This window comes from Corynebacterium tuberculostearicum (assembly GCF_046097465.1).
Taxonomy (GTDB): Bacteria; Actinomycetota; Actinomycetes; order Mycobacteriales; family Mycobacteriaceae; genus Corynebacterium; species Corynebacterium tuberculostearicum_I.
On record NZ_CP175799.1, the window covers coordinates 2248177 to 2268738 of the forward strand.

Here is a 20562-nt window from a genome sequence, read left to right on the forward strand (position 1 = left end):
CTGTACGCGTGGCGCCCCGTAGAGCGAGAGCTAGGCCTCGGGCGAGAGGAAGTCCGCAAAGCGCTCGCCAGAAAGCCGCTCATAGGCCTCGATGTAGCGCAGGCGGGTGGCGGAAACGACATCGTCGGGAAGCTGGGGCGGGGTGCCGTCGGCGGCTTGATCCCACCCGGAGGCGTCGGAAGTCAGCCAATTGCGCACGTATTGCTTGTCGAAGGACGGCTGGGCCTCGCCCTCCACGTAAGAATCGGCCGGCCAGTAGCGGGAGGAATCTGGGGTAAGGACCTCATCGGCCAGCACGAGGGTGCCGTCTTTGTCTAGGCCGAACTCGAACTTGGTATCGGCGAGGATAATGCCCTTCTCCTCCGCAAGCGTGGCGGCCTCGGAGTAGATGCGGAGGGTGGCCGCGCGCAACTCCTCGGCGCGATCGGCGCCCAGCTTGTCCACCACGACGTCGAAGGAGACGTTCTCATCGTGCTCGCCCTGTTCCGCCTTGGTAGCCGGAGTGAAGATGGGCTCGGGCAAGCGGGAAGCCTCAACCAGGCCCTCCGGCAGCTCGATACCGCACACGGTGCCGTTGGCCTTGTACTCCTTCAGGCCGGAACCGGTGAGGAAGCCGCGGGCCACGCATTCGAAGGGCAACATATCCAGCTTCTTGACCACCATCGCGCGGCCAAGGCACTCGGCGGGGATGCGCTCATCATCGAGCGGGCCGGCCAGGTGGTTGGGGAAATCGATGGAGTCGAAGAAGAACTTCGAGGTCGCGGTCAGCACGCGGCCCTTGTCCGGGATGGCCGGTTCGAGGGCGTGGTCGTAAGCCGAGATGCGGTCCGAGACCACCATCAACAGGGTGTTCTCGTCTACATCGTAAATATCGCGGACCTTGCCGGAGGCAAGATGGGTATAAGAAGAAAGCTCAGGTCGCATGACCTTCATTCTAGCGCCCAGGGGTAGCGAGCACGTTTCAATCAAATAAGCCCCGAAATCCGCGCGGGATTCGGGTGCTATTTGATCGAAATGCGAAAAAGGAAGGCGCGCTGCGAAGAGAAAGGAACACCGCGACAGGAAGACGCCCTGTGCGGCTCGTTTTAAAGGATCTCGCCCGGGGTATAGGCCGCGGCCTTGGGGTGCTCGCCTACCAACGCGTTGATGCGGTTGAGGACCTGGCTGACCTGGGACTCGGCGGCGCCGATGAAGGCGTGCTTATCGGCCAGGGCGGCCTCGAGGTCGGACTCGTCCATGGGCAGGCGGTCATCGGCGGCGAGGCGTTGGACTAGGTCCTGCTCGCCGCCATTTTCGCGCATATTGAGCGCGACGGCCACGGCGTTTTCCTTGATGACCTCGTGGGCGGTCTCGCGGCCCACGCCGGCGCGCACGGCCGCCATGAGGATGCGGGTGGTGGCCAGGAAGGGCAGGTAGCGCTCCAGTTCGCGGTCGATCATGGCCGGGAAGGCACCGAACTCGTCGAGGACGGTGAGGAAGGTTTCGAATTGGCCGTCGAGGGCGAAGAAGGCGTCGGGAAGCGCGACGCGGCGGACGACGGAGCAGAAGACATCGCCCTCGTTCCACTGCTGGCCAGCGAGGTCCGCGGCCATGGTGAGGTAGCCGCGGAGGATGACCTGCAAGCCGCCGACGCGCTCACAGGAGCGGGCGTTCATCTTGTGCGGCATGGCGGAGGAGCCAACCTGGCCCTCCTTGAAGCCTTCGGTGACGGTCTCGTTGCCGGCCATCAAGCGGATGGTGGTGGCCAGCGAAGACGGGGCGGCGCCGAGCTCCACTAGGGCGGAGATGGCGTCGAAGTCGAGGGAGCGCGGGTAGACCTGGCCCACGGAATTGAAGATGCGGTGGAAGCCCAGGTAATCCGCGATGGCCGTCTCCAGGGAGGCGAGCTTGTCCTCGGAGCCGCCCATGAGATCGAGCATGTCCTGGGAGGTGCCCATCGGGCCCTTGATGCCGCGCAGCGGGTAGCGTGCCAAGAGTTCTTCGACGCGCTCGATGGCCAGCAGCATCTCATCGCCGGCCGTAGCGAAGCGCTTGCCCAGCGTGGTGGCCTGCGCGGCCACGTTGTGGGAGCGGCCCGCCATGACCAAGGACTGGTACTCGGCGGCGTGACGTCCGATGCGGGAGACCACGGCGATGGCCTTATCGCGGATGATCTCCAGCGAGGTGTGGATCTGCAGCTGCTCCACGTTCTCGGTGAGATCGCGGCTGGTCATGCCCTTGTGAATGTGCTCGTAGCCGGCCAGCGCATTGAATTCTTCGATGCGGGCCTTCACATCGTGGCGGGTGACGCGCTCGCGCTCCGCGATGGACTCGAGGTTCACGTCCTCTACCACGGCCTCGTAGGCATCGATGGCCTTGGCGGGGATGTCTACGCCCAGATCCTTCTGAGCGCGCATGACCGCGATCCAGAGCTTGCGCTCCAAGATGATTTTATGCTCCGGGCTCCAGATATTGGACAATTCCGCGGAGGCATAGCGGGAGGACAGGACGTTGGAAATCTTCTTCTTTTCAGCCACGTGGCTATTATTCCATGCCTGCCCCGCCGCGGGGTGAAGGGTTAGAGAGAAATCTCACCGTCTTCTGCTCGCTTGCCGATGTCCCGGCGCACAAACCCACCCGCAAACTCGATGCCGTCGACGGTGGCGTAGGCGTCTGCGCGGGCGTCGGCAAGCGTGGCACCCTTGCCCAGCACGCTGAGCACGCGGCCGCCCGCGGTGCGGTAGGCGCCATCGGTATGCACGGTGCCGGCGTGGAGGACGCGCTGCGGATCGTCCAAGGCGGCGCCGGAGATGGCATCGCCCTTGCGCGGGGAAGCCGGGTAGCCCTCGGCCGCCATGACGATGATGACGGCGAAGCCATCCTCCCACTCCAGCGGCGGGAGCTCGGAGAGGGTGCCGGTGGCCGTGGCGTGGAGGGCCTCAGCCAGCGGGGACTTGAGCAGGGAGAGCACTGCCTGGGTCTCCGGATCGCCGAAGCGGCAGTTGAACTCGACGACGGCCGGGCCTTCTTCGCCCCAGGCCAGGCCGGCGTAAAGCAGACCGGAATAAGGGGTGCCGCGGCGGGCCATTTCCTTGGCCACAGGGGTGCAGACCTCGTCCACGATGCGCTGCACGCCGTCCTCCGGCAGCCACGGCAGCGGGGTGTAGGCGCCCATGCCGCCGGTATTGGGGCCCTCGTCGTTGTCATAGGCACGCTTGTGATCCTGGGCTGGAAGCAGCGGGACGACGGTCTCGCCATCGACTAGGCAGAAGAGCGAGACTTCGGGGCCGTCGAGGAAGGATTCCAGCAGCACCGGGTTGCCGGCCGCGAGGACGGCATCGACGTGGGCGCGGGCGGCGGCGCGGTCCGGGGTGACCACCACACCCTTGCCGCCGGCCAGGCCATCGTCTTTGACCACGAACTGCGGGACGAAGCGGTCGAGCGCGGCCTCAATGTCGTCCTCGCCCGCGCCTGGGCGCAGCTGCTCCGCGCGGGCGGTTTTGACGCCGGCGGCTTCCATGACGTCCTTGGCAAAGGCCTTGGATCCCTCGATCTGGGCTGCCTCCTTGCTGGGGCCAAAGACCGCGATGCCGGCCGCGCGCAGAGCATCGGCCACGCCGGCGACGAGGGGAACCTCAGGGCCGATGACAACGAGGTCCGCGGCGATGCTCTGGGCGAGCTCCACCATGCGATCAGCGTCATCTACCTGGGAGTAATCCGGGTGGACGGTAGCGAGAGCGGACATGGCCGCGCTGCCTGGCGCGGCGTGAATTTCGGTGCTCTTAGGGTCGGCGGACAGGCCCTTGACTAGGGCGTGTTCACGGCCGCCCGAACCAATTACGAGAATGCGCATGCCCACCATCATAACCAGCGGGTAGCCTGGCACACATGGCTTCTGTATTTACAAAGATCATTAATGGTGAACTACCCGCTCGCTTTGTCTACCGCGATGAGACCTGCGTGGCTTTCCTCTCCATCGAGCCGCTGCGTTACGGCCACACCCTGGTCGTGCCCATCGAGGAAGTAGATAAGTGGACCGACCTGGATCCACAGACCTGGGCCCACCTCAACGAGGTCGCCCTGGAAATCGGCGGCGCTATCAAGACCGCGTTTGATACCCCGCGCACCGGCTACATCATCGCCGGATTCGATGTCCCGCATACCCACATCCACCTCTTCCCCACCGAGAAAATGGAAGAGTATGACTTTGCCAAGGCCTTCGACGCCGATAACACAGACGATGCCGCGATGGATGAGGCGGCCGCCCGCATCCGTCAGCACCTCGGCTGCAACGAGGACGGCGTTCGGGAGGACTAGGTCTCAGAGGGGGCGTCGGCAAGCGCGGGCAGGCGCACCGTAAAGGTGGTGCCGCGGCCGAGCTCGGAGTCGACGCTAATGCTGCCATCGTGCTGCTCCACTAGGGAGTGGACGATGGCCAAGCCCAGGCCGGAGCCGCCGGTATCGCGGGTGCGCGAGGTATCGGCGCGGTAAAAGCGTTCGAAGATATGCGCCGCATCTTCCTGGGACATGCCCTTGCCATCATCGCTGACATCGACCAGTACATCATTGGCCTCGCGGCGCAGGCGCAGCGTCACCGCGGCATCCTCGCCGCCGTGGCGGATGCCGTTGGTCACCAGGTTGAGCAGCACCTGGTGCAGGCGGCTGGCATCGCCATTGACCACCGGGATGGACTTGGCGTCATTGGCCACCTTAATCTCGCGGCCGGGGAAGGCCGCACGCGCGGACGAGCCCACAGACAGGGCCAGCTCTAACAGGTCTACGGGGTGCAGGTCTAGGCGCGTACCCTCGGCGCGGGTAAGGGCCAACAGGTCCTCCACCAGCAGGGACATGCGCTTGGACTCATCATCGATCTTGGAAAAGACCAGATCCACGTCCTTGGTGGCGCCGGAGCGATAGAGCTCGGTATAGCCGCGCAGGCTGGTCAGCGGCGTGCGCAGCTCATGCGAGGCATCGCCAACGAAGCGACGCATCTGCTCCTCTTTCTCCTGCGCGCGCACGACGGAGCGCTGCAGCTGCCCCAGCATGATATTGAGTGCGGCGGCCAACTGGCCCACCTCGGTGTGCAGCGGCCATTTGGGAACACGCTTGTCTAGGTCGCCTGCCGCGATTTCCGACGCCGTCTTTTCCACCACCCGCAGCGGCCGCAATGCCCTGCGGATAAACCAGAAACCTACGGCCGCAATGGCGGCCAAGGCGATGGCGGCAATGGTCACTTGGACCATGGCTAGGCCGTGCAGGATTTCCTTCTCGTGGGTCATATCCTTGGCAATGACCGTGATGACGCCGTTGGAATCCGCGAAGGCGAGCGCGCGCCACTTGGTGTTGTTCTCGATGGAACCCACGGTGGTGGGGTAGCCGCCGAGCGGGATCTTCTCCGCATTCGGGGTAGTCGAGGATGGTCCCGAGTAGCGGATGGTGCCATCGGGCAGGTAGTTCAGCACCACGTATTCGGTAGGTGGGCGCTTGGTGTGATCGCCGATGAAAAAGTCATTGCTGATATCGCGCCCCCATGTGGTCGACGCGGAGCGCAGCTCATCATCGACGTTATTGAAGAGCACGTTGCGCATGATGGAATTCACCGCAAAGGACGAGCCCGTAATGCCGAGCCCGGAGACCACGACGAGGAGGATGACCAGCCACGTCCGCAGCGGCATGGCCTGCGGAATCTGGGAAAACATCCGCCGCTTGGAGGAATTTCCCTCCCCTTCGCCTTGCCCCAGGCCCTCATGCCACATGGACTGCGGGCGCGCCGTCGCCGTCGCGGGCGCAGGTGCCTGGCCCTTGGTCTCCTGTGAATCTTCCATCACTTAAGCACTTTAGGAGCGCGGGGTGCGCAGTACATAACCCACGCCGCGCACGGTGTGGATCAGCTGCGTCTCGCCGGTATCGATCTTGCGGCGCAGGTAAGAGATATAGGACTCGACCACGTTGCCATCGCCGCCGAAATCGTAGTGCCACACGTTGTCCAAAATCTTGGACTTAGACAGCACCACTTCCTTGTTTTGCATCAGGTAGCGCAGGAGGTTGAACTCGGTGGGCGAAAGCTCGATGAGCTCACCGGCCTTGGTGACCTCATGGGTGTCATCATTGAGCGTTAGATCCGCGTAGCTCATGGTGGCATCGTTGGTGGATTCTTCCGCCGCGCCACCGCGGCGCATGATGACGCGCAGGCGGGTGATAACTTCTTCCAGGCTAAATGGCTTGGTCACGTAATCATCCGCGCCGATGGTCAGTCCGTGGATGCGCTGGTCCACACCGTCCTTAGCGGTGAGGTAGAGCACCGGGCCGTCCAGGCCTTCTTGACGCAGCTTGCCCAGCAGCTCGAAGCCATCCATACCCGGCATCATGACGTCCAGGATGTAGGCATCTGGGTTTACCTCGCGGGCAATGCGCAGCGCCTCGTTGCCGGAATTGGCGCTAAATACCTCGAAGTTCTGGAACTTCAGCGATACGGTAAGCAGCTCCACAATATTGGGTTCGTCATCGACGACAAGAACCTTGGCGAGTTTAGTGTCTTCCATGTTCTCCTCAGACTCCCTTAAAGGTTGCGATTTTCTAACACGCCATCATGGCACGCTTGCTTTCCAGCCTACTGAAGAGTTTCTGCCTGAATCCTGTGAACGTGGATGCTCGGCCTGCTCGGCGCAAAAGAAAACCACGCCCCTCCCCAGGTGAGGAAGGGCGTGGCAGCTAGCGCAGCGCGCTATTTAGAAGTCCTGCGGGCGCGGGATATTGCGCAGGTTGGACTTTGCCATGGTGATCATCTGGCCAACGCCACCGTCCAGAACGGTGCGGGTGGCAGCCTTGGAGAAGCCCATGAGCTGCTCGATGGTCAGCGTCGGTGGCAGGGAGAGGGCGTTGGGGTCAGTGACGACGTCGATAAGAGCCGGGCCGTTATAAGCCAGCGCCTTCTTGATCTGCTCCGGTGCATCCTTCGGATCCTCGATGCGGAAGTGCTTGATGCCGGAAGCCTCTGCAATCTTGGCAAAGTTGACGGAATCGTGGTCGGTCTCGTGCTCCGGCAGACCCTGCACCAGCATCTCCAGCTTGACCATGCCCAGGGAAGAGTTGTTGAACACGAACATCTTGATAGGCAGGTTGTGCAGCTTCACGGTGAGCAGCTCACCCATCAGCATGGACAGTCCGCCGTCACCGGAGAAGGTGATGACCTGGCGGCCCGGGTTAGCGGCCTGTGCACCCAGTGCCTGCGGCAGGGCGTTGGCCATGGTGCCGTGACGGAAGGAGCCGATCTGCTCGCGCTTGCCGTTGGCGGTGATGTAGCGAGCGCCCCACACGTTGCACATGCCGGTATCGACGGTGAAGATGGCATCTTCATCCGCGTTCCTATCAATCAGGTCTGCAATGTACTCTGGGTGGATCGGGGTGTGCTTGTCCACGTTGGAGGTATAAGCCTCAACGACGTGCTCCAGCTTGCCGTAGTGCTTCTTGAGCATCTTGTCCAGGAAGGAGCGATCCTTCTTCTCATCCACGTGCGGCAAGATGTTCTCGATGGTGGCGGCTACGTCACCGGTGACCGGGTAAGAAATCTTGGTGCGGCGGCCGATGTGGGAGCCGTTGATGTCCACCTGTGCCACGTTGGCATCCGGCAGGAAGTCGTTGTACGGGAAGTCGGTACCCAGCAGGATGAGCAGGTCAGCCTCGTGGGTGGCCTCGTGTGCCGCACCGTAGCCCAGCAGGCCGTTCATGCCTACGTCAAACGGGTTCTCGTACTGGATGTACATCTTGCCACCCAGAGCGTGGCCGATGGGAGCCTTGATCTTCTCCGCCAGCTTGAGCACCTGCTCGCGGGCGTCCTTGACGCCGGCGCCAACGAAGAGGGTGACGGACTTAGCCTCATTGATGGCCTGGGTCAGGGCAGCGGCCTCGGCCGGATCCGGGAAGACGACCGGGCGGCCAGCAGAGATCTTGGACTCGACGAAGGAGTCATCCTCAGCGTCCTGCATGGAAACGTCACCCGGGATAACCAGGACGGAAACGCCATTGCCGGCCATGGTGGACTGGATGGCGTGGTGCAGGACAACGCCGCCCTGCTCAGCGGAGTTAACCATCTCGCAGTAGCCAGAGCACTCCTGGAAGATTGCCTCTGGGTGGGTCTCCTGGAAGAACTTGGAGCCGATCTGGCGGGATGGGATGTGGGAAGCCAGTGCCAGCACCTTAGCGCCGTTGCGGTGGGCATCGTACAGGCCCTGGATCAGGTGGGTATTGCCCGGGCCGCAGGATGCGGCACATACAGCAAGCTTGCCGGTGGTCAGGGAATCTGCCTCGGCAGCGAAGGCTGCTGCTTCCTCGTTGCGGACGTGAATCCACTCGATGGAGGAGCGACGAACGGCATCCACGATCGGGTTCAGGGAGTCACCGACGAGGCCATAAATGCGCTCGACACCCTGCTTTTCCAGGGTGTCAACTAGCTGTTCTGCATAGTTACGTGCCATTAAAAATCATCCTTAACTCTTAATTGGTGTTAATACCACTGTGCTACTTAGACCGCAGTAAAGTCCACTGTTCTCTTATACACTCACACACTGCGCCCAGCTGTGAGGAAGGTAATACTAACCTATCTTGAGCTGCAAACTGCAACGACCGTTCGGTACTGTTTGGTACTGTTTACTGCGCTATGAGTATCCACCCGCCCCGCGCACAAGACCACGCCGCTGCGGCCACCACGGCCGCACAGCGGTGGTCTTTCTGCGCCGTCATCTCTCTGGGGTTACTCATGGTTGGGCTGGATAATTCCATCCTCTACACCGCATTGCCGCAGCTATCGCAGCAATTGCACACCACCGATACCCAGCAACTCTGGATTATCAACGCCTACGCGTTGGTGCTCTCCGGCCTCCTTCTTGGCGCCGGCACGCTGGGCGATCGCACCGGCCACCGGCGGATGTTTCTCATCGGCTTGGCCGTCTTCGGCGGCGCTTCCCTGCTCGCCGCTTATTCCCCAGCGCCTGGACGCTGGTTGTAGGCCGCGCCTTCCTTGGCTGCGGCGCCGCCATCATGATGCCGTCGAGCCTGGCGCTCATCCGCCTTACCTTTCCCGATGAGGTGGAGCGCAACACGGCCATTGGCATCTGGGGTTCTGTCGCCGTCATCGGCGCGGCGGCTGGCCCCACCGTGGGCGGCTTCTTTTTGGAGCACTTCTGGTGGGGCTCGGTCTTTTTGCTCAATGTCCCGGTTGTGGTCGTGACCATTGTGCTGACCTTGTTCCTTGCCCCGCCAAACGCTCCGAACCCCCTAAAACACTGGGACTTCCCTTCGTCCCTGTATTCCCTTATCACTCTCGCCAGCCTAGTGCTGGCCATCAAATCCCTGGCACATAATTGGCCGGTGAGCGCCGCCGCAGGCATCGTCTTCATCTGCGGCGCGCTCGCCTTCGGCCGCCGCCAGGCTCGCTTGTCAGATCCCCTGCTGACCTTCGACATCTTTGGCTCCCGTATCTTCAGCGGCGGGGCCCTAACGGCCGGGGGTGCCATGTTCGGCCTCGCCGGCCTGGAGCTGCTGAGTACCCAAAAGCTGCAGCTTGTCGACGCCCTCTCACCCCTCCACGCCGGCCTCATCATCTCCGCCATGGCGCTCTCTGCCATCCCTACCTCCATCCTGGGTGGTGCCACCTTGCATCGCGTGGGGTTCCTCCCACTCATTAGCGGCGGATTCTTGCTCATGGCCGCCGGCATGGCCCTGGTGGTGGTGAGCCGGGGCGAGACGCTTCCCCTACTCGTCTCCGCCCTAGTGCTCACCGGCCTCGGCGCGGGCCTGGCCATGTCCGTGTCCTCCACCGCCATCATCAATGCCGCTCCCCTTCATCGCACCGGCATGGCTTCCGGCGTAGAGGCGGTTTCCTATGAATTCGGCACCCTGATCTCCATTGCACTGACCGGCACCCTCATGCCGCTACTCATGGCCCGCGAACTGCCGCCCCACCTCGCGGAACTGGGTACCGACGCGCTGCATCACCCCGCTTCCCACGCGGCCGCCGCGAGCGCCTACAATGCCGGATATCTTTCCACCATCGGCGGCCTAGCTTGCTTCGCCTTGCTCCTAGCCGCGATAACCGCCTGGTGTTTCCGCGATAACCCGAAATCAGGAGATCCCTATGCCGCGACTCAACAAAAAGAACGCAGCCCTTGAAGCTGCGCTCGACATCATCGCCGCCGAGGATGTCTCTGGCTTGACCTACGACTCCCTGGCGCAAGCAACCGGCATGTCCAAGTCCGGACTCATTTATCACTTCCCTACCCGCCACGACCTGCTCGTAGACTGCCATGGATTTTGCGCCGCACGCTGGGAAGCAGAACTCGAGAAGCTGGCCGGCGGCCACCCGGCAAGCGAGCTCAGCTGGGCCGAGCGCTCCCGTGCGCTCGTATTATCGATGGGCAAGAACGACCCGCTCATCAAGCTTTTGATGTGCGTGCATTCCCAGACCCACCCGGATTTTTCCGCCCAGTGGGCCGAGGTGGATGCGCGCTGGATGGTCGATCCTTCCGCCGCCGAGACGGACGAGGATAATCTGCTAATCATGCTGCTGAGTACCGGACTGTGGGTGCACGATCACCTCAACCAGCGCAAGCTATCCCCCGCCAATCGCCAGCGCATGGTCGACCGGCTTTTTCGGCTTATCGACGCCCCTTCGAAAACCACCGAAGGCTAGGCCCACACCGGGGCCCAGCCTCCTTTTGAGCTGGAGACGAGACTTGAACTCGCAACCTACGCATTACAAGTGCGTTGCGCTACCAATTGCGCCACTCCAGCACTGCGGGAGAAATCCCGCTCGTTGCATAGTACCCGAGCACCAGCGCCGAAGGGAAAGCCGGTCCCCCATCTATGCATTGTCAGGGTGCAGGGGCTAAAGTTCAGGCAGAATCTATCCCACATTCCCAGCGCTTTTTCGAGGGTTATTTCCGTGTCATTTTTGTCCGCTATGCGGGAGCGCCTGCGCGCTTCCTCGGGCCAGGTAGCCATCATCGACGCGGCTAAAGCCGCACCGCCGCCATCCCCACTCGCCCCGGTCAATCTCCATGACGCCGCCCAGGTCACCGGCGTTATGGAGATCGCCGCCCGCATTGGTGAAATCCTCATCGGAGCCGGCACCGCCAACTCGGATGCCCGCGCCCAGGTACATCTGGCGGCATCCTCCTATGGCTTGCACTACTGCCACGTGGACATCTTGATGAATACCATCACCATCCACACCACCATCGGCACCGGCGAACAGCGCCAAAACCTGCACGTCTTCCGCGTGGTGCCAAGCATTGGCGTGGATTTCTCCAAGCTCGCGGCCGTCGATAAGCTCATTCGCTCCATCCACTCCGGCCAGATGCCGCCGGCCATGGCGGAGCAGCGCCTAGACGAGATCGACCGCATGCCAGCGCCTTATAAGCCGTCCACGGTCATGCTCGGCTGGGGCGCAATGGGTGGCCTGATTTCCATGATGCTTGGCGGCGACCTGCTCGTCGGCGTGGTGGCGTTTGTGGTCTCCGCGTTCATCATGGGCTTGAACGCCTGGTTGGCTAATTACCGCCTGCCGCCCTTTTATCAGAATGTGGTCGGCGGCTTTTTCGCCGTCTTCCCGGCCGCCATTTTGTACAATGTCGCGGCCTCTTTCGGCATTAATTTCTCGCCCGCGCAGATCATTGCCTCCGGCATCATCGTGCTGGTGGCGGGGCTGACGTTGGTGCAATCGCTTGTCGACGGCATCACGCGCGCCCCCGTCACCTCCTCCGCCCGCTTCTTTGAGGCGCTGCTATCTACCGGCGCCATCATCGCCGGCGTCGGTGTGGGCATCCAGCTGGCCGATTCCCTGGGCTTTAACCTGCCGCCGCTGGCCACGCTGGCCCCGCCGGTTTACCACGAAATTCCACTGCTAGTGCTGCTTGGCGGCACGGGCTCTGCTGCCTTTGCACTGGCCTGCGGCGCGGCCTGGATTGAGGTCACCATGTCTGGCCTTACGGCCGCGGCCGGCATGATTTTCTACTACTTCGTGGTGGTGCCCTTCGGCGTCGGCCCGGTGATTGCCTCTGGTCTTTCCGCGGTGGTCGTTGGCCTCGCCGGCGGTTTGATGTCGCGCCGCTGGGGAATTCCGCCGCTTATCACCATGATCGTGGGCTATACGCCGATGCTGCCCGGCCTCATGCTCTACCGCGGCATGTACGCCTCGCTCAATGAGCAGATGATTACCGGCTTTACCAATATGGCGATGGCGCTGGCCATCTCCGGCGCCCTGGCCGCCGGCGTAGTACTGGGCGAGCGCGTGGCTCGCCGCCTGCGCCGCCCGCAGTACTTCCGCCCGTACACCGCCTTCAAGCGCATCGGCCGCTTCTCGTTCCATAAGGCCACGCACTTGGCCCGCAAGGCCCCGCGCATCCCGCGCGTGCCGATGTCCCCGTTTGCCCCGCGCGTCAATCGCCCGGAGTTACCACCCAAGCTCGGGCCGAAGCCGCCGCAGCACCACCCGCGCCACGAGGCCCAAAACCATGCGCCGCATACCCGCTCGGCCGCGGACCTGTGGCCGGAAGATTCCCAGTGGCCGGCGCAGCCGCAGCAGCGCGAGAAGACCACCTATACCGTGCCCGGCACCGAAACGTTTCGTGCCCAGAAACCGGAGCAGCCGGGCACCGAATCCGGACCCGAGCGGCCCTAAACGCCGCCGGTAGCGTACAATATTTGCTCTGATAGCTTTTCTTGCAAGCGCTTAAGTAGTTTCCACAACGTTCAGGAGGACACGTCGTGCCACCCAAGGTCCAAGACACCCACCCACAGGCTGACCAGAATCACGCCCTTGAGGAGGAGACCTCCCGCGCAGCCCGCCGCATCGTGGCCACCTATGCACAGGACTTCCTCGACGGCGTGACCCTGATGTCCATGCTGGGCGTGGAGCCAAAGGGCCTGGTGCACAAGAAGGTGCTGGCGGAGCAGGCCGATGCCGCTCCGAAGAAGTCGACCAAGAAATCCAGCAAAAAGTCCACGAAGAAGTCCACCAAGAAATCGACGAAGAAGTCGACCAAGAAGGCTACAAAGAAGGCCACCAAAAAGGCGACGAAGAAGGCCTCCAAGAAGGCAACGAAAAAGTCCACTAAGAAGTCTTAAGTTATTCTTGCACCATGAGTGAGCGTGGCAATGACTTCGTGGTGGTGGCCAACCGCCTGCCGGTAGATCTGGAGACCCGGCCTGATGGCAGCCATACCTGGACGCCCTCGCCGGGCGGTCTGGTCACCGCATTGTCTCCAGTCCTCGAATCACACCAGGGATGTTGGGTGGGCTGGCCCGGTGTGGCCGATGCCGCACCAGAGCCCTTCCGCACCGATGCCGGCGTGCTGCTGCACCCGGTCAGACTCACCGAGTCCGATTTCGAGGGCTTTTATGAGGGTTTTTCTAATGCCACCCTGTGGCCGCTCTACCATGATCTCATCGTCACCCCTACCTATGACCGCGATTGGTGGCACGCCTATCGCGAGGTCAACCTGCGTTTTGCAGACGAAGTAGCCGAGGTCGCCGCCGAGGGCGCCACCGTGTGGGTACAGGACTACCAGCTGCAGCTTTTACCCGGCATCCTGCGCCAGAAGCGCCCGGATCTCACCATCGGATTCTTCCTGCACATCCCCTTCCCTTCTGCCGATCTCTTCCGCCAGCTGCCCTGGCGCGAGGAGCTCGTGCGCGGACTACTTGGCGCGGATCTCATCGGCTTCCACTTGGAGGCCAATGCCCGCAACTTCTTGGAGCTTGCCCGCCGCCAGGGCCTCAACGTGGAAGGCGAGGCCAGCACCCGCGAGGTCACCGCGCATATTCGCCTGCCACAGGGGCGCACCATCGGCGTCGGCGCCTTCCCCATTTCTATCGCAGCAAAGGACTTTGCCGCGTTCACTGGGGAGGATAAGGGGGACGTCGCCAAGCTGCGCAAAGAGTTGGGCTCACCCCAACGCATCATCTTGGGTGTGGATCGCCTCGATTACACCAAAGGCATCCTGCAGCGGCTGACCGCCTTTGAGGAGCTGCTGGAAACCGGCGCGCTCGACCCGGAAGAGGTAACGCTGGTGCAGCTAGCCACGCCGTCGCGCGAGCGCCTCGACCATTACAAGGCCACCCGTTCCAAGGTGGAAGAAGCCGTTGGCCGCATCAACGGGCGCTTTGCCCGTGTGGGCCACCCGGTGGTGCACTACCAGCACCGGGGCGTGGCCAAGAGCCTCCTGCGCTGCTACTACCGCATGGCCGATGTCATGCTGGTGACCCCCTTCAAGGACGGTATGAACCTGGTGGCCAAGGAATACGTGGCCTGCCACGACGATGGCTCGGGTGCGCTGGTGCTCTCCGAGTTCGCCGGCGCGGCCGATGAGCTCAGCCAGGCCTACCTGTGCAATCCTTTCGATATCGAGTCCGTCAAGGCTGCCTTGCTCAATGCGCTCAAGGCGCTTGACGACGCCCCCTCCACCATGACCCAGCGCATGCTCACCATGCACCAACAGGTCACCGAGCACGACGTGCAGCTATGGTCCCAGTCCTTCCTGGGCTGCCTGCGCCACGCCGAAGAACAGGGGGCGAGCGCATGATGTCTCGCTTTCCCCGCCTGGCCGCAGCGCCCATTGCCGCAACCTGTGTCGCCGCATTACTGGCCGGCTGCGGCTCCGGCGACGAGGAACCGAAAGCCCCTGGCGATAAGCAAATCTTGGATAAGCAGTGGCAGGTAGTCTCCATCAACACCACGCCGGATGCCGCCTCCACCATCCCGGAGTCCATTCCGCAGGCCCCTACGTTGAGTTTTGGCGAGTCCACGATGGTGGGCACCACCGGGTGCGCCCAACTGGTGGGCAAGGTGACCTATTCCGCCGATGATGAGCGCCAAAACATCCGCGAGGGCAACCGCCTCCACTTTGATGAGGTGGAGTTTGACGAGACCGCCGAAGATTGCCACGGCGCGTCCGTGTGGGCCGATAACCTACTGCGCAACCTGATTTCCGCGGACCACGATTTCCACTACACCGTCAATTCCAATAACCAACTGGTCTTGGAACTGGTGACAGATGAGGTGGACTCGCCGTCTATCAAGTTGGTTTCCCTCGGCGGTTAGTTGCGTAGGCTATAAGCCATGACGCTTTCAACTGCCATCAAGGCCCTTGCCGCCGCCGAGCACCTCGCGGTGGTCTCGGATTTCGACGGCACGCTCTCCCCCTTCGCCACGGCTATCTATGAGGTCGAAATGAACCAGGAATCACTGAGCGCCCTGGATAAACTGGCCCACCTGCCGAATACCACCGCGGCCGTTCTCTCCGGCCGCCACCTCGAAGGCCTCCAGCGCGTGTGCCCACTACGCGAGCCCGTTGTCTTTGGCGGCTCCCACGGCGCCGAATCCTCGTGGGAGGAGACAGATCTGACCCCCGCGATGCGCGATCACCTCGCCACCAAGGAAGCCGAGATTCGCGAGATCATGGAGCGCTTCCCCGGCGCGGATATCGAGGTCAAGCCCTTCCAGCGCGTGTTGCACCTGCGCGCGCTGGAGGATTCCGATCCAGAGGCTGCCGCTCAAGCTTATGAGGCCGGCCTCGCGCTCGATCCGGGCGGCTTCCCGCGCACGGCCGGCAAGTCCGTGGTGGAGTTTTCCGCCACCCAGGCCACCAAGGGCACGTGGATTGAAAACCTGCGCGAGCGCACCGGAGCCACCGCCATGGTTTTCTTAGGCGATGATGTCACCGACGAGGATGGTTTCCGCGCCCTGCACCAGCCACCAGACGTCGGCGTCAAGGTCGGCGAGGGCGAGACGGCGGCCGTAGTGCAGCTTGCCGACGTCGACGCTGTCGCCCACTTCCTCACCGAACTCGCCGCCGCCCGCGCGGCCCATGTCGGCCACCCCGACGCCGGCGGCGCAGCCTAGTGCGGCGCAGCCTAGCACAGCGCTGTGGAGTACAGCGCTCCTAGCGCGGCGGCGCCACCGTCCGCCCCGCCGCGAAGCTGGTCTGCAGCACGCGCCGCGGCACCGCAGGCTCCGGCACCGCAGGCTCCGCCACCGCTGGCCCAGACATTGCCGGTTCCGCATCGGCCGCCCTTGCAGCGGCCTGCTTGGCTGCGGCCGACTCAGTTGCAACCGCAGTTTCGCTCGCGTCCGAACCCTCGGCGCCGGCGATGAGCTTAGCGAGCATGTGGCCGGCGGCCGCGCCTTTGGCCTTATTGGGTTGGACGATCGTCGTCAAGCCAAGGCGCTGCGCCGCATCAATGCCGTCGAAGCCGGTAACGGACAGCTCACCGGGAATGTCGATGCCCCGCTCGCGCGCATAGGTCATCACGCCCAGCGCCATCGAGTCGGTGGTGCACAGGACGGCGGTGAGGTCGGGGTGGGCGTCGAGAAGCAACTGCGCGGCCGCCCGCGTGGTGTGCGCATCGTTGATGTGCTGGGTGACCACGGGCACGGTCTCCGGCGCGATGCCCGCCCGCGCAAAGACGTCCATGGCACCCATGACTCGGGCGCGCTGCACGTGCATATCGGCGCCCTGTAGCTCACCCCACGAAATGGGGCCATCGTGGCGCTCGCGTTTGAGGCGAATCGCCAGCACGCCAATCTTGCGGTGGCCGGCCTCCACCAGCGCACGGGCGGCCGGGGTAATCGCCGCGCGGTCATCGATTCCCACGAACGGCAGTCCCGAATCCGTTGGCTGATCACAGACCACCACCGGCAGCCCGCGGCCGCGCGCCGCCTCCAAGTAGGCATCCCCTGCCGCCACGGAATAAACCACAAAGCCATCCACCGCGGCCGAGCCCACCAGGCTGGCCGCCTCCGCCTCGTCCTCCGGGCCGGCCGGGATGAGGGTGAGCGTGGTCTGCGCGCCGGCCGAGGCCTCTGCCATTCCAGCCAAGAAATCTACCGAGGCCATATCCTCGAAGGCGTAAGAGAGATGCTCGGTCAGCAGCACGCCCACCGAGCCCGCGCGACGGGTGCGCAGGCTGCGGGCCGTGGGGTCCGGCCCGGGGTACCCGCGCGCCTTCGCCGCCGCCAGGATGCGCTCGCGCGTTGCGGTCGAAAGCTGGTCCGGCCGGCTATAGGCATTAGATACCGTCGTGCGCGAAACACCCAGCTCGGCGGCCAGCGAGGCCAGCGTCTTGCGGGTGGGGCTGCGTTTCACCATGACTGCAAGCATACCCCGCGGCCGTATTTTCAATACATATTCAATTGACAATGGTTCCCATCAAACGCACACTGGAAACTATGCATACCTCACTTCGCGCATCCGCAGCCCTCCTCGCGGCCGGTGGTCTCCTGCTGACCGCCACCGCCTGCTCTTCCGACTCCGAGGACTCGGCCGCCGAGCCGGGCGCTCAGAAGAAGATCTCCATCGTCGCGTCCACCTCCATCTGGGCCGACGTCGCCCAAGCCGTGGCCGATACCGCCTCCGGCGTGGACATCGAGGTCAAGCCCATCGTCGAAGGCAACGGCGTCGACCCGCACCACTTTGAGCCTTCCGCGGCCGATATCGCCAAGGCCGAGGACGCGGACCTGCTCGTGGTCAACGGCGGCGGCTACGATTCCTGGATTTACCAGGCCGTTTCTGATCAGGACAACATCGTCTCCGCCCTGCCGCTCACCGACCACGGCAAGCTGGCCGATGACCCCAATGTCATGACCATCGACGCCGCCAAGGCCACCGCCAAGAAGGACCCGAAGCAGGTCACCAACATCGAGGGCAACGAGCACATTTGGTACGACCCGGCCGCGCTCGACGAGGTCGCAGGAAATATCGCTGACCAGATCAACGAGCTCAATACCGATGCTAATGCCAGCACCGAGCGCGTGGATTCCCACGTCGACCGCCTGCGTGACAAGCTCAAGGAGCTGCCGGGCGACCTCTCCTACGCGCAGACCGAGCCGATTGCGGATTACATCATGAAGTACACCTCCGGCAAGGACGTCACCCCAGAGGGCTACCGCAAGGCCACCATTTCTGAGGGCGAGCCCACCGCGGCCGACCTCGCTGCCTTCACCAAGGCGATTAAAGAGGACAAGGTAGACCTGCTTATCTTTAACCCACAGACCGAAACCGATACCGCCGGCCGTATCAAGTCCGCCGCGGAGGATGCGGACGTCTCTATCGTCGAAATCGGCGAGACCCCGCCGGATGGCAAAGAATTCTGGACCTACTATGACGAGGTCACCGACTCCCTGGGGCAGCTCTAGTGCTCATCCATTTTCATGACGCAGCGGTTGCCCCGCTGTGGTCCAGCCTTAACCTCGCCGTTGACCGCGGCGAGTTTATCGCCGTTTTGGGCCCCAATGGCGTGGGCAAATCCACCCTGCTCGGCACCATCTTGGGCACCCGCAAGCTCACGGCCGGCAGCGTCGACGTTAACTGCCGGGTCGGCTTCATCCCGCAGCAACGCATGTTCCCGGCCGACCTGCCCCTGCGCGCCCGCGACTTAGTCTCGCTCTCCCTGGCACACGGCGCTTTCCGACGCCGCCGCCCGCCCCGCCACCGCGTCGACGATCTCCTCGCCGAGGTTGGTGCTACCGGGCTGCGCGACCGCCGCGTCGGCCAGCTTTCCGGCGGCCAGCAGCAGCTCATCCGCCAAGCCCAAGCGCTGGCCAACGACCCCGAGCTCATTCTCGCCGATGAGCCGCTGCTCTCGCTCGACCCGGCGCGCCAGCAGGCCACCGTGGACAAGCTGGATGCACTGCGCCGCGAGCGCGGTACCTCCATCATGTTTGTCACCCATGGCATCAACCCGGTGCTCGGGGTGACCGATAAGGTGCTCTACCTCGCCCCTGGCGGCCATACCTTCGGCACGGTGGATGAGGTCATGCGCTCCGATGTCCTTTCCGAGCTCTACGGTTCCAAGGTCAACGTCTTAAACGTCGATGGGAGGCTCATCGTTGTCTAGCTTTATGGAAGACACCCAGTACCTGCTCAGCGTGGATTTTGTGCAATCCTCGCTTATCGCCTCCGCGCTGCTGGGCATCCTTTCCGGCGTGATGACCTCGCTCATCGTGCTGCGCCAGATGTCTTTTTCCGTCCACGCCACCTCCGAGCTCGCGCTCATGGGCGCCTCGGCCGCACTTCTCTTCGGCCTCAACCTAGGCTTTGGCGCCGTGGCCGGCGCCATCGTGGCCGCCATCATCCTCGCCGTGCTGGGCTTCAAAGGGCAACAAGACAGCGCCATCGGCGTGGTCATGAGCTTTGGCTTAGGCCTCTCGGTGCTGTTTTTGCACCTCTACCCTGGCAACGCGAATACCGCGATGACGCTTTTGACCGGCCAGATCGTCGGCGTATCTTCCGCCTCGGTCTGGCTTTTGGCCGCAACCACCGTAGTCATCCTCGCCGCCGTCGCCATCCTATGGCGGCCCATGCTCTTCGCCTCGGCCGACCCGGTCATGGCCCAGGCCGCAGGCGTACCCACCCGCTTCATTTCCGTCGCCTTCGCCGTACTCGTAGGCTTGGCGGCCGCACAGTCGGTACAAATCGTCGGCTCGTTGCTCGTCATGGCGCTGCTCATTACCCCGGGTGCGGCGGCCGTGCAGATTACCTCCTCGCCCCTGCGCGCGGTCATGTGGGCCACCATCTTTGCTGAGGTCTCGGCCGTCGGCGGCTTTGTCTTGTCGCTCGCGCCCGGCCTGCCGGTCTCGGTTTTCGTCACCACGATTTCTTTTGTCATTTACCTGGTGTGCCGCCTCATTGGCTGGCAGCGCAATAAAAAGGCGGTGCGCGACGAGGTCGCCGCTAAGCGCTTCCACGCCGACTGCCACAGCACCGCCGAGGAGCACCACGCCGACTAGACTGGACTGCTATGCACGTACACCGCCGCACCGCGGATGTGGATGGCCGCACCCGCCGTTTCCTCGTCATCGCGCCGGATAACCCCGGCCCGCGACCGGACCTCTTGCTCTTCTTCCACGGCTCGCTGCAGTCCGGCAGCGTGATGCGCCGCTTTACTAACGGCACCTTCGACGAGCTTGCCGACGCCACCAATACCGTCCTCGTCTACCCCGACGGCGTCGACCGCCATTTCAATGATTGCCGCAGCATCCTGCCGGTCACCGCCCGCGCGGAGAACGTGGACGACGTTGCCTTCGCCACCTTCCTCGTCGAGGAGATGCGGCGCGAATTCGGCACCGCCCGTACCTTTGCCTGCGGCTACTCCAACGGCGGGCAGATGGTGCTCCGCCTGCTTTTCGACGCCCCCTTTAGCCTCACCCGCGCCTGCATCTTCGCCTCCACCCTGGGCGAGGGCGATAACCACGCGCCCAGCAACCCGGCCGGCTACCGGCCCACGCCGCTGCTGTTTTCCACGGCACCGCCGACCCGTACGCGCCATACGAGGGCGGGGTCGCCGGGCTGGACGCCGAGCGCACCCGCGGCCGCGTGCTTTCCGCGCCGGCCACCGCCGAGCACTTCGCACTGGCCAATGCCTGCCAGCCACCCCGCGACTACCACCCCACCGCGGATGTCACCGCCACCGCATACGACGGCGATTTCCCCGTCGAACTGTGGACCATGGAGGGCCTTGGCCACGTGATTCCCTCTAGCATGAAAACTGACCCACGCATAGGCCCAAATACGGATTCCTTCCGCGCTG

18 protein-coding genes, 1 tRNA gene and 1 pseudogene are annotated in these 20562 nt (G+C 63.5%); 12 read left to right on the forward strand and 8 right to left on the reverse strand.

Annotated elements, in window-relative coordinates; all coding sequences use genetic code 11:
* Nucleotides 1–30: 30 nt before the first annotated feature.
* The 3 genes from ACKFRX_RS10640 to purD form a co-directional block, all read right to left on the reverse strand.
* On the reverse strand, nt 31–924 hold the full coding sequence (locus tag ACKFRX_RS10640; protein ID WP_408919615.1) for a phosphoribosylaminoimidazolesuccinocarboxamide synthase: 894 nt from the start codon (nt 922–924) through the stop codon (nt 31–33).
* A gap of 161 nt (nt 925–1085) precedes the next feature.
* Nucleotides 1086–2516 (reverse strand): adenylosuccinate lyase, encoded by a 1431-nt coding sequence (purB, locus tag ACKFRX_RS10645; RefSeq protein WP_250409045.1) that lies wholly within the window; start codon nt 2514–2516, stop codon nt 1086–1088.
* A 41-nt stretch (nt 2517–2557) separates the two neighbouring features.
* Nucleotides 2558–3832, reverse strand: coding sequence for a phosphoribosylamine--glycine ligase (gene purD / locus ACKFRX_RS10650; RefSeq protein WP_408919614.1), 1275 nt, complete (start codon nt 3830–3832; stop codon nt 2558–2560).
* A 35-nt stretch (nt 3833–3867) separates the two neighbouring features.
* On the opposite strand from purD, the gene ACKFRX_RS10655 reads away from it, so the two are divergent.
* A complete protein-coding gene (locus ACKFRX_RS10655; protein WP_005330004.1) occupies nt 3868–4296 on the forward strand; it encodes an HIT family protein in 429 nt (142 codons plus the stop codon).
* Here the strand turns inward: ACKFRX_RS10655 and ACKFRX_RS10660 are convergent.
* The 3 genes from ACKFRX_RS10660 to ACKFRX_RS10670 form a co-directional block, all read right to left on the reverse strand.
* On the reverse strand, nt 4293–5804 hold the full coding sequence (locus ACKFRX_RS10660; RefSeq protein WP_408920051.1) for a sensor histidine kinase: 1512 nt from the start codon (nt 5802–5804) through the stop codon (nt 4293–4295). The genes ACKFRX_RS10655 and ACKFRX_RS10660 overlap by 4 nt on opposite strands.
* Before the next feature lie 12 nt (nt 5805–5816).
* Entirely contained in the window at nt 5817–6521 is a 705-nt protein-coding gene (locus ACKFRX_RS10665; RefSeq protein ID WP_150850895.1) for a response regulator transcription factor, read from the reverse strand.
* Between the two features lie 186 nt (nt 6522–6707).
* Nucleotides 6708–8453: a pyruvate dehydrogenase gene (locus ACKFRX_RS10670; RefSeq protein ID WP_200435761.1), complete on the reverse strand. Its 1746-nt coding sequence runs from the start codon at nt 8451–8453 to the stop codon at nt 6708–6710.
* 182 nt (nt 8454–8635) lie between these two features.
* Here ACKFRX_RS10670 and ACKFRX_RS10675 point away from each other — a divergent pair.
* A pseudogene (locus ACKFRX_RS10675) lies at nt 8636–10146 on the forward strand (MFS transporter).
* Nucleotides 10112–10666, forward strand: a complete 555-nt coding sequence (locus tag ACKFRX_RS10680; RefSeq protein ID WP_179386962.1) for a TetR/AcrR family transcriptional regulator — start codon at nt 10112–10114, stop codon at nt 10664–10666. The pseudogene ACKFRX_RS10675 and the gene ACKFRX_RS10680 overlap by 35 nt, the downstream one beginning before the upstream one ends.
* 28 nt (nt 10667–10694) lie before the next feature.
* Here ACKFRX_RS10680 and ACKFRX_RS10685 read toward each other — a convergent pair.
* Nucleotides 10695–10767 (reverse strand) — tRNA-Thr (locus ACKFRX_RS10685).
* Nucleotides 10768–10918: 151 nt separating this feature from the next.
* On the opposite strand from ACKFRX_RS10685, the gene thrE reads away from it, so the two are divergent.
* The 5 genes from thrE (at nt 10919) to otsB (ending at nt 15877) form a co-directional block, all read left to right on the forward strand.
* Nucleotides 10919–12655, forward strand: coding sequence for a threonine/serine exporter ThrE (thrE, locus tag ACKFRX_RS10690; RefSeq protein ID WP_408927809.1), 1737 nt, complete (start codon nt 10919–10921; stop codon nt 12653–12655).
* 86 nt (nt 12656–12741) lie between these two features.
* Nucleotides 12742–13101, forward strand: coding sequence for a hypothetical protein (locus ACKFRX_RS10695; protein ID WP_198492047.1), 360 nt, complete (start codon nt 12742–12744; stop codon nt 13099–13101).
* 14 nt (nt 13102–13115) lie between these two features.
* Complete coding sequence (locus ACKFRX_RS10700; protein ID WP_408927810.1) at nt 13116–14558, forward strand: trehalose-6-phosphate synthase; 1443 nt, start codon at nt 13116–13118, stop codon at nt 14556–14558.
* Nucleotides 14555–15076, forward strand: a complete 522-nt coding sequence (locus tag ACKFRX_RS10705) for a hypothetical protein (RefSeq protein WP_408927811.1) — start codon at nt 14555–14557, stop codon at nt 15074–15076. The genes ACKFRX_RS10700 and ACKFRX_RS10705 overlap by 4 nt, the downstream gene beginning before the upstream one ends.
* An 18-nt stretch (nt 15077–15094) precedes the next feature.
* Nucleotides 15095–15877 carry a trehalose-phosphatase gene (otsB, locus tag ACKFRX_RS10710; protein WP_408927812.1) on the forward strand — a complete coding sequence of 261 codons (783 nt, stop codon included), beginning with the start codon at nt 15095–15097 and terminating at the stop codon, nt 15875–15877.
* Nucleotides 15878–15917: 40 nt separating this feature from the next.
* Here otsB and ACKFRX_RS10715 read toward each other — a convergent pair whose 3' ends face one another.
* Nucleotides 15918–17123 carry a LacI family DNA-binding transcriptional regulator gene (locus ACKFRX_RS10715; protein WP_408927813.1) on the reverse strand — a complete coding sequence of 402 codons (1206 nt, stop codon included), beginning with the start codon at nt 17121–17123 and terminating at the stop codon, nt 15918–15920.
* Nucleotides 17124–17203: 80 nt separating this feature from the next.
* On the opposite strand from ACKFRX_RS10715, the gene ACKFRX_RS10720 reads away from it, so the two are divergent.
* Genes ACKFRX_RS10720 through ACKFRX_RS10735 form a run of 4 tightly spaced genes read left to right on the forward strand, consistent with a single transcriptional unit; the run spans nt 17204 to nt 20502 of the window.
* Nucleotides 17204–18169: a metal ABC transporter solute-binding protein, Zn/Mn family gene (locus ACKFRX_RS10720; protein ID WP_408927814.1), complete on the forward strand. Its 966-nt coding sequence runs from the start codon at nt 17204–17206 to the stop codon at nt 18167–18169.
* Nucleotides 18169–18870 (forward strand): metal ABC transporter ATP-binding protein, encoded by a 702-nt coding sequence (locus ACKFRX_RS10725; protein ID WP_408927815.1) that lies wholly within the window; start codon nt 18169–18171, stop codon nt 18868–18870. The genes ACKFRX_RS10720 and ACKFRX_RS10725 overlap by 1 nt, the downstream gene beginning before the upstream one ends.
* Entirely contained in the window at nt 18848–19762 is a 915-nt protein-coding gene (locus tag ACKFRX_RS10730; RefSeq protein WP_208853870.1) for a metal ABC transporter permease, read from the forward strand. Before ACKFRX_RS10725 ends, ACKFRX_RS10730 begins: the two co-directional genes overlap by 23 nt.
* 11 nt (nt 19763–19773) lie before the next feature.
* Nucleotides 19774–20502, forward strand: a complete 729-nt coding sequence (locus tag ACKFRX_RS10735; protein WP_408927816.1) for a hypothetical protein — start codon at nt 19774–19776, stop codon at nt 20500–20502.
* Nucleotides 20503–20562 lie beyond the last annotated feature (60 nt).